We start from the raw sequence: 15537 nt of genomic DNA, 5'->3' as shown, positions 1-15537 counted from the left end.
GAATGTTTATCATCTGGTTGTGGGCAGGTGCTGTTTTAAGCATATAGGAACTGTTGCAGCACCAAAACAAAGATTCCATAATATTGCGCTTAATGCAAGTTTTGCAGGTTGTAAAATACAACCTGTATAGTTGTGTTTTACAAATGGTTCGATTGCCAGTCCTGCTAACTTATTGTATATAAAGTGTTTGAAAAAAGTACCGGATCAGCTATTATTTGATTGTTTGACGTACTTTTAGAAAGCAAAACTTTTTTTACTATGAATATTGGTCAGAAAATTGCCCGTCTCCGGGAAATCCGGGGCATTAAGCAGGCTGATCTGGCGCGTCGGTTAGGCGTTACACAACAGGCGTTATCTAAAATGGAGAATTGTGAGTCGATGGATGATGAACGGTTGGAGAGAGTGGCTTCCGCCCTGGAAGTATCGCCGGATGTAATCCGTAATTTCCGGGAAGACGTGATCATCAACAATGTGTATGACCAGAATAATACCGTGATCAATTACCAGTTTAATCCCATTGAAAAAATAGTGGCTTTATACGATCAACTCCTGGCCACAGAACGGAAGCGTATTGAATTGCTGGAAGCGATGTTGAAGCAGGAGCAGGAAAAAAATCGCTGAAGCGTAATAAATACCCTTTAACAACCACATGGTTACCTTTAACAACCATCACTACGATAAACACCCATGATAACAACACAGCCTTGTAACACTGTTACAAGGCTGCATTTATAAAGCTTTAGCCCCGCTTGCCGCCGCGGCTTATTAAGAAAATGATCAGGCCCACCACCACTGCTACGGCTAATATGCCGGTCCACACGCCTGCTTTGAATATTCCGCCTATAACTTCACAACTGCTGAGTAAAAGTACCAGGCATGACAGTAACAAATAAGTGAGGTTTTTCATATCGTTCAGTTTTAATGTTATATACTACCAGACATATCCTGTACCAAAAAATATTTGCAAGTGTCAGAATAATTAACAAGCTTTAGCAGATCAACCAGAATAGTATGAATACAGGGAAAGCCTTCAGATCGGGGCTGCACGTGGTGGCTTCCCATTCCTCACTTTGGGGACTCTTTCTACAGGGTGACCGCCACGCTTTCGCCGGAATATACGATGCACACATCGATGACCTCTTTCATTATGGCATGCATTTCTGCCAGGATAAGGAAAGGGTGAAAGACTGCTTGCAGGACCTGTTCCAGGATCTCTGGATCAGCAGGGAACACCTGACTGCCAATATCGGGAATGTCCGGTATTACCTGATCAGCAGCCTGAGAAGACGGCTGCTCCGCGCATTGCGTAAAGACCGCCGCTACCAGCACCGCGAATCATGGGAAGCCTTTGAATTTGAATACACCCTGCCGCTCGAAAACCAGTTAATCCAGCACGAAACCATAGAAGAACAAAAGCGCCTCCTCCAGGAAGCCCTCAGCAACCTCTCACGGCGCCAGCGCGAAGCGATCTATCTCCGCTTTTTCCAGAACCTGAGCTATACTGAAGTCGCCGATATCATGTCCATGCAGGTAGATTCTGTATATAATACCATCTCCAAAGCCATCGGCATCCTCAAAAAGAACCTCCCGCTACCGCTTCTGTTGCTGCTTTTAGGCAAATAAAAAATATTTTTTAAAAAAGTGATGAGATTTTGAGCGTTACGGGCTCTTTAGGTAAAAGCACGTTCTCTTGGCAGCCAGTAACTATTTATCATACACGGCCCGGGAGTTTGCGATGGACGAGGACTTTCAGCAATGGGTACTACACCCGGAGCAAAGGAATGTATTCTGGGAATCATGGCTCAGGCAACACCCGGAAAAAGAATCGGTCATCAGCGACGCCAGGCAACTCGTGCAAAGCATCCGCTTCCGCGACTATTCCCTGTCCGCACCGGACAAGGAACAACTGTGGGATGCCGTGCTGAATGGACTGGAAGAGGAGGAAGAAGAAACAACCATCCCAATACATCCGTCTGTCTGGAGGAATGTGGGTAAATATGCAGCAGCCGTAATACTCGGTATCCTGCTCACTGCAGCCTGGTGGTGGTGGAAGCCTGCAGTACAGCAACCGGCCATCCTCAGCACCTATACCCGGCTGGGAGAAACCAGGCACCTGATGTTGCCGGATAGCTCGGAAGTTACGCTGAACGCCGACTCCCGCCTGCTGTATGCTGTTGCCGGAAACGGGCAGCGCGAGGTATGGCTCGATGGAGAAGCCTTTTTTCATGTAAAACATACCGCCTCCAAACAGCAGTTTATTGTGCATACCTACGATAACCTCGACGTGGAAGTACTGGGAACACAGTTTAATGTAAACAGCACCGGTAAAGAAATAGTAGTAGTGCTGCAGCAGGGAAGTATCCTGCTCAATATAGGCGAAACCAGTAAGGGAAAAGCCGCAGCGCTGTACCTGCAGCCGGGGGAAATGCTCCGGTACAACAAACAGGACGGCGACTATACCAAAAAAAGTGTAGATGCTATACACTACACCTCCTGGCACACCGGCCGGTTAATCATGGATGATTTTACGCTGGCAGATGCAGCCATCTTCATGGAACAGGTGTTTGGTAAAAAACTGATCGTTCGCGACACACAACTATTAAACTATAAAGTATCGGGCTCAATGCCTATCGTTTATAACGCCGATACTATGATGACACAGCTGGGTAAGGTTTTCCGTATGCAATTCAACCAAAGAGGCGACGAAGTCTGGATCCATAAACCGTAACATTCGCCGCTCAATTTTATAGATGTCTTATTCTTAATCGTTAAAACCTGTTCAAGATGAAAAAAGGTTTACGTGTTTTGCTGATGCAAGCATTGGCCCTGTATTTCCTGTCCCAAACGGTATCAGCTCAGGAATTGGCTGATGCCGGCAATCAGCCGGTTCCCCCCGCAACCGGTAACAGTGCGGAAGCACAACCAGATGAATCATCCCTGAAAACAGTTCTCCACCTCATCGAAGAACATTTCAGCGTATCCATCGCCTACAAAAGCAACCTGGTTAAAAACAAAAAGATACAATTGTCGGTAGCTGCCTGTCAGTCGGCAGAAGAAGCCCTGGGCAAGGCGTTGTCGCCCTTTAATCTCCACTTCGAAAAGGTACGGGAACACTTTTACATGGTCACAGAAAAAGCCATTGTTCCTGCTCCTGCAGAACCCGCCGGCATACAGCAACAACACCCGGTAAAGGGCGTGGTAAGGGATGAAAAAGGAAATCCCGTGGCTGGTGTAACGGTTCGCATTGCGGGCACCAGCATCGGTACCGTTTCCAATGCCGATGGCTCTTATACCATTTCCGCCCCGGGAAGAAGCAGTGATGAACTGGATATCACTTTCATCGGGTACGAAGCACAACGTATACCCGTTAGCGGTAGATCACTCATCAATGTTACCATGAAAGAGGGTTCCAGCGCATTGAACGAAATAGTGGTCACCGGTTACACCACGCAGAAAAAGAAAGATCTGACAGGCTCCGTGGCGGTAGTGAACATCGATAACTTGAAAAAGCAACCTTCCGGCCAGGTAACAGAACAGTTGCAAGGACAGGCATCAGGCGTCACCGTTATAGGCTCCGGTCAGCCTGGCGAATCCCCGCAGATCCGTATCCGTGGCGTGAATACCTTCGGCGCCAATTCCCCGCTTTATGTGGTGGACGGCGTGCCTACCACAGATATCGCAGACCTCAACCCCAACGACGTAGCCAGCCTGCAGGTATTAAAAGATGCCGGCGCTGCTTCCATTTATGGTTCCCGTGCCTCTAATGGCGTGATCATCATCACCACCCGTCGCGGTTCCGGCAAGGTAAAGGTGGCATACGACGGCTACTATGGCCGGCAATATCCAAAGAAAGGTAACGTATGGAATACCCTCAACCCCCAGGAACAGGCCGACCTACGGTGGTTGGCCTACAAAAATTCCGGATTAGATCCCGGAACAGAACTCTATGGCAACGGTACAAAACCCGTTATCCCGGATTACATCCTGCCATCGGGCGCAATGGAAGGAGATCCCTCCGTTGACCCATCTCTCTATTATGTAAATCCAAACTATACTGACCTGGACGATTATAACAGCTTTTACCAGATTTCAAAGGCCAACAAAGCAGGTACCAACTGGTACCGTGAGATCTTCCGCCCGGCGCCCATCACCAGCCACAATGTAGCAGTGAGCGGCGGCGGCGATAAAGGGAACTATCTCTTCTCCCTTAATTATTTTAATCAGCAGGGAACTTTAATGAACACCTACCTGAGAAGATATACGGTACGCTCCAACACCCAGTATAATATCACACCCGGTATCAGGGTGGGAGAGAACCTCGCTTTTTCCATGTCAGAAAATCCTTCGGTAGATATCAATACGTCGGATGCCGCTATTGGTCATGCTATGCGCGAACAAAGCATTATACCGGTATATGATATCAAAGGCAACTTTGCCGGTTCCTCCGGCGACGCACTGGGAGACGCTTTTAACCCGGTAGCGACGCAGTATCGTACCCGGAATAATAAAGGTCTCAATACCCGTTTGTTCGGGAATGTATATGGAGAAGTGGACTTCCTCAGGTACCTGACCTTCCGCACCAGCTTCGGCGGAGAAGTAGCCTCCGGCTGGTCGCACTCTTTCCTGTTCCCGCAATATGAGAACAAAGAAAATTCCACCAGCAATTCCTACACAGAAGGATCTGTGAACGCGCATAGCTGGACCTGGACCAATACCCTTACCTATCACCAGACGTTTAATAAACACGACCTGAAAATAATTGCCGGCACGGAATCTTTTGATAGCCGCAACCGCGCAGTAGGCGGTACTACGAAAGATTATTTTACTTTCGATGATTACTTCCCGGACCTGAGCACCGGCACCGGCACACAAACCAACTACAGCAACCGGGCATCAGAAGGACTGTTTTCTATCCTGGGCCGCGTGGATTATTCATTTAACGACCGGTATCTTTTAAGCGCTACCATCCGCCGTGATGGTTCCTCCAAATTTGTAAACGACCGTTACGGCACCTTCCCCGCTATTACCGCAGGATGGCGTATTTCCCAGGAAGAATTTATGAAGAAGATCAGCTGGATCACCGACCTGAAGATCCGCGGCGGATGGGGAATCATGGGCAACCAGCTCAACCTCAGCGTTAACAATGGCTACTTCCTCTACGGTGGGAACCGCAACTCTTCCTATTACGACCTGGCCGGCGTTAACAATGGTCTCAATGCCGGCTTTGCAGGCACACAAATCGGTAACCCCGACGCCAAATGGGAAAGCGATGTGAATGCAAACATCGGTATCGATGCCAGTCTCTTTAACGGACAATTAGATTTCTCTGCCGACTACTACCGCAAAGATATCAAAGACCTGCTCTACAATCCTGAATTGCCCGGACTTGCCGGCACAGGCGCCCAGCCGTTTGTAAATATTGCCCGCATGAAAAATGAAGGATTCGACTTCTCCATCGGCTGGCATAAAAATATCAACAAAGATCTGCAGCTGAACATCAGCGGTACACTCACTACCTATAAAAATAAAATTGTGAAAATTGCCGACGGCGTAGACTACTTCGATAGCGACGGTCGCCGCTTCGATGGCAGCAACATCATCCGCAATGCAGTAGGCCAACCGGTTTCTTCTTTCTTTGGATATAAAGTGATCGGTTTCTGGAATGAAGAATCTGAAATTGCAGCAGCAGATGAACAGGCAAAGAAAGTAACCAACAGCACAGACGCCATTTACCAGGAAGGCGAAGGGCTCGGACGCTTCCGCTACCAGGATGTGAACGGCGATGGTATCATCACACCAGACGACCGTACCTTCCTCGGTAACCCTAACCCCGACTTCTCTTACGGCATCAACCTGGGCGTAACTTACAAAGGATTTGATTTCAGCATCTTCCTCTTTGGTACACACGGCAACCAGATCTGGAATAATGTACGCTGGTGGCGCGATTTCTATCCATCCTTTGAAAGCGCCAAAAGCAAAACAGCCTTGTATGATTCCTGGAGACCCGATCACCACAACGCAACAGCGCCTATCCAGGAAGTGGACGGATCTACCAGCACACAAGGCGTTCCCAATTCCTATATGGTGGAAAACGGCGCTTATCTCCGGGCCAAAAATATGCAGCTCGGATATACCCTGCCCACTAAACTGCTGTCGGGTATACACGTAGAAAAACTGCGTGTTTATATACAGGCTGCCAATGTATTCACCATTACAAAATACTCCGGACTGGATCCTGAAATCGGGGGTTCCGATATCACCGACTTTGGGGTAGACGAAGGCGCATACCCCAACCAGCGGCAGTTCCTCATTGGCATCAACCTGGGTTTCTAACAATTGCTCATTTAAAAAAGTAGGATCATGAAATCATTATATCATATACTATTGAGTGCGGCCATTGCAACTCCCTTCATCTCCGGTTGCAGCAAGAGTTTTCTCGAACGCACCCCGCAATCTTCCCTCGAAGAATCTTCCCTCACCAATAAAAAGGGTGTAAATACGCTGCTCATTGGCGCCTATGGTGCATTGGACGGGCAGGATTTTAAAGATGGCGATATGGTGAATATCTCCGGTGGCAGCGGTTTTGCCGTATCTCCCGATAACTGGATCTATGGCAGCGTATGCGGTGGGGATGCCCATAAAGGCAGCGATCCCGGTGATGCTGCCGCTATTTTGCAAATCGGCACTTTCGTGGGGAATGCTACCAACGGCTTCTTCAATGATAAATGGCGCGTAAATTATGAAGGCGTGCGCCGCTGTAACTTTGTATTGCACATCCTGCCAAATGTTACAGATATGACGGAAGATGAAAAGAAAGAACTGGCAGCGGAAGCCCGGTTCCTTCGCGGTCATTTTTATTCCGACCTGAAAAAGATGTTTGATAATGTTCCCTGGGTAGATGAAAATTCCAACAGCTATAACAAGCTCGATGTAGATGAATATAAAATACCGAACGACAAAGACGTTTGGCCGATGATTGAAGCGGATTTTAAATATGCAGCTGAAAATCTTAATGAAATACAGGATGTAATAGGTCGCGCTAACAGCTGGGCCGCCAAAGCCTACCTGGCTAAAACATTGCTCTATGAAAAGAAATATGCGGAAGCCATGCCCATTTTTGAAGATGTGATTGCGCACGGCGTTACCGCCAAAGGAACTCCTTACGCCCTCACTACAAAGTTCCATGATAATTTTGATGCTTTTACAGAGAATAACAGTGAAGCAGTGTTCTCCATTCAATACAGCGCCAACGATGGTTCCGGCGGCACCGGCAACGCTAACCAGGGCGAAATGCTGAACTATCCTTACAACGGACCTTTCAGCTGCTGTGGTTTCTACCAGCCTTCACAAGACCTGGTGAACTCCTATCGCACCGACGCCAATGGGCTGCCCTACATCGACGACTTTAACAGCCATCCTGTGAAGAACGACATGGGACTAGCCAGCAGCGCCGCTTTTACACCGGATGCAGGTAACCTGGACCCTCGTCTCGACTGGACCGTTGGCCGCCGCGGTATTCCTTTTCTCGACTGGGGCAATCATCCTGGTATGAATTGGGTGCGCGACCAGCAATCCGCAGGTCCTTATGCCGCCATCAAAAACGTGTACATGCAGGCTACCCAGGATAAATTTTATGATGGTAATGGCTGGGCGCCCGGCAACGCCATCAACTATGTGCTGATCCGCTTCGCCGATGTGTTACTCATGGCAGCCGAATGCCAGGCACAGGCCGGAAGCCTGGCTACCGCACAGGATCATGTCAACACTGTTCGCATGCGCGCTGCAAATCCTGTTGGCTGGGTAAAAACATACCTGAATCCATCACACCCGATGGACGGATATACCAACACGCCCGCTGCGAAATACAACATCAAAGCTTATCCTGCCGGCGCCTTTACCGCCAACGGCAAAGCATGGGCCATCAAAGCCATCCAGTTTGAACGTAAGCTGGAACTGGCAATGGAAGGGCACCGCTACTTTGACCTGGTGCGCTGGGGCATCGCACAAACAGAACTGAACCGCTATTTCAGTTACGAAAAAAATATCACCACCGACATCGTGAACGGTAGCTTCACCAGCAAAAACGTGCGGTTCCCTATTCCACAACGCCAGATCGATCTCAGTGTTAAAAACGGTACGGCTACGTTGAAGCAGAACGCGGGGTATTAAGCGGATTTTGTCTTTCTCGCTGATTACGCTGATTATACTGATTACTTTGATTTTTACTTTTGGATTTTATAAAGGATTAAGGGAGATAGCAGCGGATATTCGCTTCTATCTCCCTTAAATATTATTAATCTAAAAATCCAAAAGTAAAAATCAAAGTAATCAGTATAATCAGCGTAATCAGCGAGAAAGACAAAATCCGCGTTATTTAATCAGCGTAATACTCCCTTTAAACTCGAATTTCTCGCCGCCTTCGCACACGGTTTGCATGGAGTAAATATAAGTGCCCATTGGCGCTTCCTTGTTGCCGCTACGGCCGTCCCAGCCGGAGGAAGGCGAGTTGATAGCGAAGTGGGTGTTCTCAAATACAAGGGTACCCCAGCGGTCGTAGATGCGCAGCCACTCAATTTCTTTTACACCTTTTCCTATTGGATAGATGCGTTCATTTCTGCCATCATGATTGGGGGTGAAGGCGTTTGGCATAAAAACGGCGCCCTGGTTGCAGAGAATGTGCAGCACTACTTCGTCGGCAGCTTTGCAGCCATATACGTTTTCTACTTCTACCCGGTATTTTGTCGTGAAATCAGGCAGTGCCAGGACCCGTGCACAGGTGGCGCAATCCAGGAATTCCGCAGGTGTCCAGCGCCAGCGGATTACATCATTGCTGGCGTGTGCTGCCAGGTATACAGGGATGCCCGCCATAATTTCACGGTCTACGCCAGCATTTACGGTTGGGGCAGGATTTACTTTTACGGTAAGGGAAGCTTTATCGGAGAAACAATTGTCTTTGTCGAACCCGGTTACCTCATACACGTATTGCCCTGTGGCGTTGAGCGTGGCTACAGGCGCAGGGGAGGAGGGCTTGTCGATTCCGGTGCCGGTCCACGTATAATAATCCGTGCCCGATACCTGTAGCGGCAATTTATCACCGAGACATAAAACAGTATCAGGCGTTGCCTGTATCTTAAAGGGCTGTACTACGCGTATTACTACTTCATCGTTATTGCTACAGCCGTTGTTGTCAGTTACCTTTACCTGGTAGGTGGTGGTTGCCAATGGTGCGGCCGTAGGGGTAGCGATGGTGGGATCGTTTAGCCCGGTGGCAGGGGTCCATTCATAGGTGCCGCCGCCGCCGGCGTGTAATACAGTGGTGTTACCAAGACAAATAAAATCTGCGGGGGCGCTGGCATTGGCGTCCGGTAAGGGTAAAATATTCAGTGGATGTATTTTTTCGTCCGTGCAGCCGTCTTTGCTGGTAACGGTGAGCTTTACCTGCACCAGGCCGGGCTGCGAATAAGACAAGGCCGCTGGTTGCTGCACATCACTGGTGGTATTATTACCCAAATCCCAGCTCCAGGTAACGTCATTCGTTTTGGTAACGCTGCCACTGAAGGTAACCGGCACGTCCTTGCACGCTTTATCGGGCGCGCTGATGGCAGCTAACGGCTTCGGGTATACGTTTACCGGTACCGTTACGGTTTGTGTGCAGCCGTATTTAGTGGTGGCCGTCATGCCGAAGATGTATTCGCCGGTTTTGTCCAGGTGAAACACCGGTGTGGTAGTATTGATATCCGTTGGAGTAAGTGCGGCATCATAGGTCCAGGTATAAGCAGGTGTAATACCCAGTTCATCTGCAGAATAGCTATTAAACGCAGGGGCAAAAGTAAGCGTTCCTGCATCGCATATTTTTGCGGGAGAAGGATTCAGCTTAATATCCAGCTGATCTATTACCACCGGGTGATCCAGGAAGGCGCTGCCTTTACAACCGGCATCATCTTTCAGTAATAGCCGTGGTTTATAAATGCCAGGTTCGGTGAAATGATGTTTTATTTCGAGCGACGTGGTTTGTTCAACGTTACCATCCGTAAAGTCCCAGCTGAAGGTCGTTGCATTTTCCGGCTTGATGGTAAAGGTGATCTCTTTTTCCAGGCAACCGCCGTCGGCACTAGTGGCGATGGTAGCGTACGGCCCGGTAACGATCACTATCTCGCTGTATTCATCTTCAGTGCCGGCTTCTCCGTATACCTTTAATTTTACGGTATAATGGCCGGATTCTGTGTAGGTATGTACGGGATCACTTTGATTAGAGGTACCGCCATCACCAAAATCCCAGGAGCTGTTCAGATAGTTGAGGGACCGGTTACTAAAACGGAATATCATAGGAGCGCATTTTCCGCCGTTTACAAATTCTGATGTGTAAACAAAACTTGCGGCAACAGATGCCACTTTGATATTTTTGGTTACCTCGTCCGTACAGCCGTTATTGTCATTTACTTTTATAGTTACAGGATATGTTCCTTTATTGGGATAATTATGGGTTACATCCTGCATGGCATTGGAAGTATTATTGTCTCCAAAATTCCATGTTACCATAGAGATATTGCCACCCACTTCACTCGAGGTGTTGCGGAAAAATACGTCTGTACCGGGTTTTACTATATAGTTATCTGCTTCAAAATCGGCTATGGGGCCATTCACCTGGATATACCTGCCATCAAATGTATTCCTGCAACCTTCTTTATCCGTAATAGTAACGGAGGGCTGGTAATAGCCGGATTTGTTATAGGTATGTTTGAAGGGAGGGGTTGTAAACGTCTGCGGAGTGCTTCCGTCCCTGAAGTCCCATTCCCATTTTACAATTCCACTGCTGTTACTGACATTTGAATTATCAGTAAAGCTCATTTCGGTGCCGCGGCAGGAATAGGGAACGGGGAAATTATAATCTGCAACAGCGCCGCGTACGTTTACATCAATCGAATTACTGGTGTCTACACAGCCGAGATCATTGATACCAATTACCCTTACGCGATATTTACCGGGTTCCATGATGTAATAACCAAACGACTGGGAAGAATTATTGTGAAAATTGCTAAGATCGTTTAATTGCCAGTAGTAACCAGCTACATCATAATAGGAAGGATCAGCTTTAGTAATGGTGGTGGTCAGCGCCTCACCGGCGCACAATATGGTTTTATCAGTAGTGATTTCAATCGGGGATTTAGTATATATACGCGCCATTACTTCTTTAAAAGTGGTGCAATTGCCCGCTGTTGTAGTAAGTTTAATAATATAGGTGCCGGTTTTTGGGTAATAATGTGAGATCTTATTGCTGCTCACCGTATAAGCAGTATCCTGCCCGTCGCCCCATTCCCATTTCCAGCCGGTGGCGCCCAGAGAACCATCGGTCACGGTGATTACATTCCGGTTCGCACAATCCACATCGTCTATCGTAAACCGCGGGAAGGGATCAACAGTAGTGATGTATGCCTTTTTGGTAAGCGTAGCAGGGCAACCGCCGTTCCATACGGTAAGTGTTACATCATATGCACCGGGTTCACTGTATTCATGTTGAGTGCTTTTATGGCCATCTCCTGCGCCGTCTCCAAATTCCCAGAACCAGGCATCGGCAACATCAGATTTGTCGTTAAAGGTAACCATAGAATTCCCACAAACGATAGGTGCATTGGGAGAACTGAAATCTACCACTGGTTTTTTAAATACCCTGACGTCGTTATAAACTTTTATTCTGCCTGTACAGCCTGCCGTGGTGGTATATTGGAGATATGTTTCGAAGATGCCGGATTTTTTAAAAATGTGGTTTGGTGTGGCTTCATGGGACACCGGGCTGCCATCCCCAAAATCCCATTCATATTTTGTAATGGGATCATTATAGTTGCCAATGGCGGTAAAGCCGGACGACATGCCTTCGCAACCACTGTCATTATAGGCGATGGCAGATATTTTTGTAGTATAAACCGTCACCGCACTGTAGCTGTTCATAGCCCAACCGTTGCTGCTGGTGCCGGTCAACACAATTTGGTAAGCGCCTTCTGCCTGGTAAATATGAGAAGGGTTTTGTTCGGTGGAACTTTGTCCGTCCCCAAAATCCCATTTCCAGCTGCTGGCGCCGGTTAAATTGTCTTTGAATTTGACGGTAGCCGGTACCGTGCAGGTCGGAGGACTTTCTATCAGCAGATTCCCTGTGGGAGCGGGATTAATAACCGCTTTTTTCTCTACTACTTCTTTACAGCTTCCATAGTTGGCGGTTAGCCGTACCGTAATAGTGCCGGCACTGCCATAGGGCATATAGGTGGCGTTGTCGAAGTTGCCGTAAGCGTTTTGTCCATTAAATTCCCATAAGGTGCTGTTTGGAGTAACCCCGCTAAAACTGGCATTAAAGGTGGCATATTCGTTAGAACACATAAGCGCCGGAACAATAATGTCGGTACCATAGTTGGCGACGTTGATATCGTTTACTTCTTTTGTATCACTGCATCCTCTTTCATTGGTAACCGTGAGCTTAATGCTGTGCTGCCCTTTGTTGAAAGTATGTTTGGCGGGATCTTTTTGAGTACTGCTGCCACCATCATCAAATTCCCATTTATACGAAAGGGTCCCCGGACCTGTAGAAGTGTTTTTAAAGAACACATCGGCCGGACCACTGCACAAGGTTTTTTCTGTTACAGTAAAATCAGCATTTATAGCAGGGGCTACATCTACTGCCTTATCCAGTACTTTGAAATTCGTGCAGCCATAGCCGTCAGTTACACTGAGTACTACACTGTAAATTCCTGGTTTGCTGTAAATGTGATCAACTACGCCGCTGCCGTTCTGTAAAACTTCGCCGTCGCCAAAATCCCAGCTGAAGTTTTGCAGGGTACCTTCCGCTGTGGATTTATCCGTGAACGTAGTCGTAAACGGTGCGCATCCTTTGCCGGAAGACACACTGAAGTTTACTGACGGCTTTTGCCCTTACTGCGATATAGTTTGTTTTAACGGCTGTTTTCGTACTGCCATCTCCGAAGGTTACTTTTAGCGATACAGTATATTTTCCTGTTTTTACATAGGTGGCGCCGGGATTTTTTTTGGTAGAAGTAGTTCCATTCCCGAAGTCCCACAGCCAGGCGGTGGGGTTACCGGTAGACAGGTCGGTGAAACTGGTGATGAGCGATTCACAATCGCTGGTGGCGGAAGCAGAAAAGTCGGCGTTTTGTTGCGCCAACGCACATAAACTGATAACAAAACATAGTACAAGGGATACAACAAATTTGCATCGGACAGGGAAACGGTACATCGGACGTATAGGTATAAGCCCTAAAAATAGGCTTTTCCGCGGATATTTGCTTTGCCTGGCGAGTCTTGAATATTATGTTTTCGCTATACGATTAATGCTTAATTTTAAAGGTCTTAAAAGCAGCGTTTTATGTCACATTTGTTTAGCCCTCTGCAATTGAGGGAAGTTACGTTCCGGAACAGGATAACGGTGTCGCCTATGTGTGAATATTCTTCTACCGATGGATTTGCCACCAACTGGCACCTGGTGCATCTTGGAAGCCGGGCAGTGGGCGGCGCAGGACTGGTGCTCACGGAGGCCGCAGCGGTATCCCCCGAAGGCCGTATTTCCATTCACGACCTGGGTATCTGGAAAGATGAGCACATACCTATGCTGCAGGAAATCACCTCATTTATTTCCGCGCAGGGCGCCGTTCCTGGTATTCAGCTGGCGCATGCCGGCAGGAAAGCCAGCACACTAAGACCGTGGGAAGGCAGCCGCGCCCTGCCCGCAGAAGACGGTGGATGGCAGGTGGTAGCGCCCAGCGCCATTCCTTTCAACGACGTATATCCTATGCCGGTAGCACTCACGGAAACAGGTATACGTAAAGTGAAAGATGATTTTAAGACCGCCGCTGTCCGGGCACAGAAGGCCGGCTTCCAGGTAATAGAAATACACGGCGCGCATGGTTATCTCCTGCACAACTTTTTATCTCCCCTTAGTAATCAACGTACAGATGAATATGGAGGCAGTTTTGAAAACAGGATACGGTTGCTGGTAGAAACAATAGAAACCATACGGGAAGTGTGGCCGGAGCAATATCCTTTGTTGTTGCGTATTTCGGCTACCGACTGGGCGGAAGGTGGATGGAACCTGGAGGAAGCTGTAAAGCTGGCGGCAATTGTAAAAGGGAAGGGGGTAGACCTGGTAGATTGTTCTTCCGGCGGACTGGCCGCACATCAGCAAATTAAAGTGGGACCTTTATACCAGACTCCTTTTGCAGAGAAAATCCGGAAGGAAGCCGGTGTTGCCACCGGTGCAGTAGGATTAATTACCACAGCAGAAGAAGCAGAATCTATCATTGCCGAGGGGCGTGCAGATATGGTATTGATGGCGCGTGAAATGCTGCGTGATCCATATTTCCCGTTGAGGGCGGCCCATGAACTGGGGGCTGAGATCAAATGGCCGGTGCAATACGAGCGGGCAAAACGAAGAAAGTAGCAGTTAGCCGTTAGCAATTTCTGCTAACGGCTAACCACCAAAAAACTATTTCAGTATCGCTTCAATAGCGTCCAGTTCTTCTTTTGTAAAGGCGGTATTTTTCAGCGTATCCAGGTTGTTGTCCAGCTGAGCAACAGAGCTGGCGCCGATCAATACGGTGGTAATCCGTTTGTCTTTCAGGATCCAGGCCAGCGCCATCTGGGCGAGGGACTGGCCGCGTTGTTGCGCCAATACATTCAGCTTTTTTACTTTCTCAATTCTTTCAGGCGTTACTTCACCTTCCTGCAGAAATCCTGTTGGTTTGCTGGCGCGTGAGCCGGCCGGGATACCATTCAGGTAACGGTCTGTCAGTAATCCCTGTGCCAGGGGAGAGAAGGGAATGCAACCTACGCCGTTGGCTTCCAGTACATCCAGCAGTCCGCCTTCTATCCAGCGTTCAAACATGCTGTATTTAGGCTGGTGTATGAGGCAGGGCGTACCAAGCGATTTTAATATCTCTACAGCGACTTTTGTTTGCTCGGCGGTATAGTTGGAAAGTCCCACATACAACGCCTTGCCCTGTTGCACAATGCTATGCAGCGCTCCCATTGTTTCCTCAACAGGGGTAGCCGGATCCGGGCGATGAGAATAAAAAATGTCCACATATTCGAGCTGCATGCGGCGTAAACTCTGGTCCAGGCTGGAAACAAGGTATTTACGGGATCCCCAGTCGCCATAAGGACCAGGCCACATGGTATAACCTGCTTTAGTAGAAATGATCAGTTCATCCCGCAGGTGCCCGGTGAAATCCTGTTTCAATATCCTGCCGAAATTCTCCTCCGCACTACCAGGTAATGGCCCGTAGTTATTGGCGAGGTCAAAATGAGTGATACCCTTATCAAAAGCGTTATGAATAATACTGCGTCCGTTCTCAAAATTATCAACAGAGCCGAAATTGTGCCATAAACCCAGTGATACGGCAGGCAGCTGTAAACCGCTCTTACCGCACCTGTTGTAGGTCATATTGTTATACCTGTCTGCAGCGGGTGTGTAATGCATGGAATTTTAATTTTAGGGAGACAAGATAGAAAAATAAAGCGGATTTTGTCTTGGCTCAG

At 48.2% G+C, this 15537-nt stretch carries 10 protein-coding genes; 6 read left to right on the top strand and 4 right to left on the bottom strand.

Annotation, left to right across the window (positions count from 1 at the left end):
• Positions 1–258: 258 nt before the first annotated feature.
• Positions 259–621 carry a helix-turn-helix domain-containing protein gene (locus QFZ48_RS29785; RefSeq protein WP_370913021.1) on the top strand — a complete coding sequence of 121 codons (363 nt, stop codon included), beginning with the start codon at positions 259–261 and terminating at the stop codon, positions 619–621.
• Positions 622–739: 118 nt separating this feature from the next.
• Here the strand turns inward: QFZ48_RS29785 and QFZ48_RS29780 are convergent, their stop codons facing one another.
• The gene (locus QFZ48_RS29780) at positions 740–907 is read right to left on the bottom strand and encodes a phosphatidate cytidylyltransferase (protein WP_079467765.1); all 168 of its coding nucleotides are present in this window, start codon (positions 905–907) and stop codon (positions 740–742) included.
• A gap of 104 nt (positions 908–1011) precedes the next feature.
• Here QFZ48_RS29780 and QFZ48_RS29775 point away from each other — a divergent pair, with 104 nt between their 5' ends.
• From QFZ48_RS29775 to QFZ48_RS29760, 4 genes are all read left to right on the top strand, one after another.
• Complete coding sequence (locus QFZ48_RS29775) at positions 1012–1623, top strand: RNA polymerase sigma factor (protein ID WP_370913023.1); 612 nt, start codon at positions 1012–1014, stop codon at positions 1621–1623.
• 67 nt (positions 1624–1690) lie between these two features.
• Positions 1691–2728 carry a FecR domain-containing protein gene (locus QFZ48_RS29770; RefSeq protein WP_429047168.1) on the top strand — a complete coding sequence of 346 codons (1038 nt, stop codon included), beginning with the start codon at positions 1691–1693 and terminating at the stop codon, positions 2726–2728.
• A gap of 56 nt (positions 2729–2784) precedes the next feature.
• Complete coding sequence (locus QFZ48_RS29765) at positions 2785–6333, top strand: SusC/RagA family TonB-linked outer membrane protein (protein WP_429065078.1); 3549 nt, start codon at positions 2785–2787, stop codon at positions 6331–6333.
• 27 nt (positions 6334–6360) lie between these two features.
• The gene (locus QFZ48_RS29760; RefSeq protein ID WP_429065076.1) at positions 6361–8169 is read left to right on the top strand and encodes a RagB/SusD family nutrient uptake outer membrane protein; all 1809 of its coding nucleotides are present in this window, start codon (positions 6361–6363) and stop codon (positions 8167–8169) included.
• 201 nt (positions 8170–8370) lie between these two features.
• Here QFZ48_RS29760 and QFZ48_RS29755 read toward each other — a convergent pair whose 3' ends face one another.
• A complete protein-coding gene (locus tag QFZ48_RS29755) occupies positions 8371–12891 on the bottom strand; it encodes a PKD domain-containing protein (protein WP_429065075.1) in 4521 nt (1506 codons plus the stop codon).
• Entirely contained in the window at positions 12842–13168 is a 327-nt protein-coding gene (locus QFZ48_RS29750; RefSeq protein WP_429065074.1) for a PKD domain-containing protein, read from the bottom strand. Before QFZ48_RS29750 ends, QFZ48_RS29755 begins: the two co-directional genes overlap by 50 nt.
• A 201-nt stretch (positions 13169–13369) precedes the next feature.
• On the opposite strand from QFZ48_RS29750, the gene namA reads away from it, so the two are divergent.
• Positions 13370–14440 carry an NADPH dehydrogenase NamA gene (gene namA, locus QFZ48_RS29745; RefSeq protein WP_429065072.1) on the top strand — a complete coding sequence of 357 codons (1071 nt, stop codon included), beginning with the start codon at positions 13370–13372 and terminating at the stop codon, positions 14438–14440.
• A gap of 45 nt (positions 14441–14485) precedes the next feature.
• Here namA and mgrA read toward each other — a convergent pair whose 3' ends face one another.
• The gene (gene mgrA, locus QFZ48_RS29740) at positions 14486–15478 is read right to left on the bottom strand and encodes an L-glyceraldehyde 3-phosphate reductase (RefSeq protein ID WP_429047176.1); all 993 of its coding nucleotides are present in this window, start codon (positions 15476–15478) and stop codon (positions 14486–14488) included.
• Between the last annotated feature and the right edge of the window lie 59 nt (positions 15479–15537).

The organism is Chitinophaga sp. W2I13 (assembly GCF_050434005.1).
Taxonomy (GTDB): Bacteria; Bacteroidota; Bacteroidia; order Chitinophagales; family Chitinophagaceae; genus Chitinophaga.
This window is presented reverse-complemented; position numbering and strand designations above follow the sequence as displayed.

Bases quoted from the DNA above. Each gene is read 5' to 3' on its own strand.
- QFZ48_RS29760 (WP_429065076.1), top strand. From the start codon at position 6,361: ATGAAATCATTATATCATATACTATTGAGTGCGGCCATTGCAACTCCC.
- QFZ48_RS29775 (WP_370913023.1), top strand. From the start codon at position 1,012: ATGAATACAGGGAAAGCCTTCAGATCGGGGCTGCACGTGGTGGCTTCC.
- QFZ48_RS29785 (WP_370913021.1), top strand. From the start codon at position 259: ATGAATATTGGTCAGAAAATTGCCCGTCTCCGGGAAATCCGGGGCATT.
- mgrA (WP_429047176.1), bottom strand. From the start codon at position 15,478: ATGCATTACACACCCGCTGCAGACAGGTATAACAATATGACCTACAAC.
- QFZ48_RS29765 (WP_429065078.1), top strand. From the start codon at position 2,785: ATGAAAAAAGGTTTACGTGTTTTGCTGATGCAAGCATTGGCCCTGTAT.
- QFZ48_RS29780 (WP_079467765.1), bottom strand. From the start codon at position 907: ATGAAAAACCTCACTTATTTGTTACTGTCATGCCTGGTACTTTTACTC.
- namA (WP_429065072.1), top strand. From the start codon at position 13,370: ATGTCACATTTGTTTAGCCCTCTGCAATTGAGGGAAGTTACGTTCCGG.